At 46.7% G+C, this 3,164-nt stretch carries 2 protein-coding genes; one reads left to right on the top strand and one right to left on the bottom strand.

Annotated features, from left to right (window positions below; genetic code table 11):
* A partial coding sequence (locus tag A3757_RS26885) for a hypothetical protein (protein ID WP_197470068.1) occupies nucleotides 1-454 on the top strand: 454 nt, incomplete at its 5' end.
* A gap of 66 nt (nucleotides 455-520) precedes the next feature.
* On the opposite strand, the gene A3757_RS15580 is transcribed toward A3757_RS26885, so the two are convergent.
* Nucleotides 521-3,164: efflux RND transporter permease subunit (locus tag A3757_RS15580; RefSeq protein WP_068739895.1), on the bottom strand; the 2,644-nt coding region annotated here is incomplete at its 5' end.

The following is a 3,164-nucleotide window of genomic DNA, read 5'->3' as shown; positions in this document are numbered from 1 at the left end:
AATTGGCACAGGTGGTGATACTTATGAGGCGCTGGATGGTCGAGAGTTATTTATCGATTATAGTGATGGCGAAGAAGGTATCTCTGGAAAGGCTTTGTTCTTGTTTGACGCCGATGAAAGCGGCCAGGCAGGTACTGTAGACCTGTGTCTAGCCTACAATGATACCAGCAACGATAATGATGAAGACGATATCTACGAAACTTCGGGTACGCTGATTGATTTGGCTACTTGGTTTACCATTGATGATCGTCGATTGGTGTTAACGGTTGCTGGTTCGTTTGATCTGACTTTGATCAGTCGAGGTGAAGCTGATGGTGAAAACCTTTATAGCATGAGCTATGCAGGGGAAACCGCAAGTTGGTCAAGTCCAAATGGTCTGATTGATATAGAACAGAGCGTTAATGAACGCCCAACGGATGATGCAAGCTGTGAAGCGCTGTTGAATAGCTTGTAAGCTCAAAGCATTAAAAAAGGGGCTCCAGTTTTCTGGCGCCCCTTTTTTGTTGGTTTATTATATTTCTTAGGCCTTAGCTTTCCGCTCTTTAAACTCTTCAATAAGCGAAATTAAAGCTGGAATAACAAACAAGATAAGAATCGTTGCATATGCCAGGCCAAATGAAATACTGACAGCCATAGGGATCAGGAACTGAGCTTGCAGTGATGTTTCGAACAGCAGTGGTAATAGCCCCGCAACAGTCGTCAAAGAGGTCAGCATAACCGCTCTGAGTCGCAGGCATGAAGCATCGACAATAGCCTGTTTGGCGGGCTGGCCTTGTTCTCGTAACTCTCGATAGAAGGTGACCAATATTATCGCATCATTGATAACGATGCCTGATAGGCCAAAAAAGCCAAACCAAGAGAGCATGGTTAGGTCAATGCCTAGCAGCCAGTGACCCAGTATCGCACCCGATATTCCAAGAGGGATCGCAAGCAATACTGCGACAGGCCAAGAGTAGGAACCAAATACCCACGCCAGGATAATATAGATTAAGGTAAAGCCTATGGCTGCGCCTAGCATCATATCTTTGCCGGTCTGGGCTTGTTCTTCAGCCCTGCCTTTCAAGTCTATTTTAATACCGTACTCGATGGACAGGTTAGGTAAAAACTCTTCTTGTAGCTCGGCGATTATCTGGTTGGCATTATTTAAGTCGGGGTTAACGCTGGCGGTGACGTGCAGACCAAGCTTACCTTCAGTATGCCTAACCAGTTCTAAGCCTTTTCTATGGGTCAAGGTGACGACATTGCTTAGCTGAGCAATATCACCAGAGGGTGTAACGAGAGGGAAGTTGTCGAGAATACGAGAGTAGTTGCGCTCTTCATCGGGAAGAATAATCCGAACCTCGATCTCTTCATTCTCGTCATAGAATACTTGTAAAAGCTGGCCGTCGAAGGCCGCTCGTAATTGTCTGCCAACATCCGAGACGGTGAAGCCAAGCGCTTCTCCCAGAGGCGTAAGTGAGTAGATAAATTGGTTTTTACCAAAGGGTAGGTCGTCTTGGATATCACGCACGCCGACATAGGTTTTTAGCTTGGTCGCCAGGTCCTCACCCGCTTGTTTGAGTACCGAAGTCGCTTGCCCAGTGAGGAATATATCGACGTCTTTACCCGGTGGACCACCTCGTGGGCTAGATATGCTCAGCTGCTCTACGCCATCGGGTTGGTCGATGAAATCGTTCCAGGCTTCAATAAATTCGGGGTTTCTTATATCGCGAGCGTCTGGTGTTAAAAGTTCTACGTGAACGGAAGCATATTGTTCACCCGTGGAGTAGTTCTGGCCACCATCGAAGCTGGCCTGGTTAATCCTAAGAACACTATGAACGACCAGGCTATCAGCATCGCCCATGCGTTGTTCCTTGGCGAATTTTGCATCGGCTTGTTGCAAGGCTTGCTCCATGTTAAGGCCGAACTCGCGTACTTTTTCAGGCGGTGTTCCTGAAGCAAACTTAACGTTGCCAAGTAATATATGGCTTTCAGGTTGGGGGAAGAAGTCTGACTTGACCCGGCCCGAGGCAATCAGAGTGATACTGACAGCCAGGATCGCGACGGATAGACAAAGAATAACGCCTCGATTCTCGATCGATTTTTCGGATAAAGGGCGGAAGAAATTATCCCGAAAGCGATTAAAACCTTGATCGATTTTTTCCCGATATGAACCCGCTGCATTGGCTTTAAAGGAGCGCTTAAAGGAATGATTTAAATGACCTGGTAAGACGAGAAAGCACTCAATTACAGAGGCGATAATGACACAGATAATTACTAGTGGAATGTCGAACAGAATGTTGCCGATAATGCCGCTAATGAGCATCAATGGCAGGAAGGCAGAAACGGTTGTCAACGAAGAAGATAAGACTGGCACGAACATCCTGCGAGCACCGCCTTCAGCAGCACGTAGAGGGTTTTCACCTTTGCTATAGTGAGTGAGGGCATCTTCGCCTACAACAATTGCATCATCGACAATGATGCCCAGCGCCATGATTAGCGCGAACATGCTGACCATGTTGATACTGCCGCCAACGAGGTAGAGTATTGCAAGTGTGCCCATAAATGATATTGGGATACCGACAGCAACCCAAAAGGCCACACGACCATTGAGGAATATGAATAGGATGCTGACCACTAGAATCAAGCCGCCTAGGCCGTTTTTGATTAGCAGGTTAATACGGTCCTCAATTAGTACGTAGGCTTCATTATAAGCGTGTAACTGAACAGTTTGAGGGAGTAGGGGCTTTGTGTCAGCCAACCAGTTATTAAGAGTCTCAGCTGCTTTCAAAGTGTCGGAAGACTGGGTGCGAAGAACTCGTAACAAAACAGCAGGCCTGTTTTGATAAAAGACCTCTATTTGATTGTCTTTATTACGTTGTTGCACCACCGCGATGTCTTCGAGCTTAATGGGTTCGGCAGAACTTCCGCTTAGTATGGCTAGCTGTTCAAAGCCACTTTCACTTCTTCGCTGTTCAATGCTTCTAAGTTCTTTGGCTGCTTCACTTTTTCCGCTGGTACCTGCTGGGATATCCTGACTGGCATTGAGTATTTGCTGGCCGAGTTGGGGAAGTGACATTTTTAATGCGCTGATCTGTTTGCTATCAACCTGAATGGCTATCTCTTGAGATGGCAGGCCAATAAACTCGACTTTTGCAACGCCTCTGTCTAGTAGTTCTCTTTCA

The sequence above is a fragment of the Oleiphilus sp. HI0117 genome (genome assembly GCF_001635235.1).
Note: the sequence above shows the minus strand (reverse complement) of the source record. Positions and strands in the feature narration are given on the sequence as shown.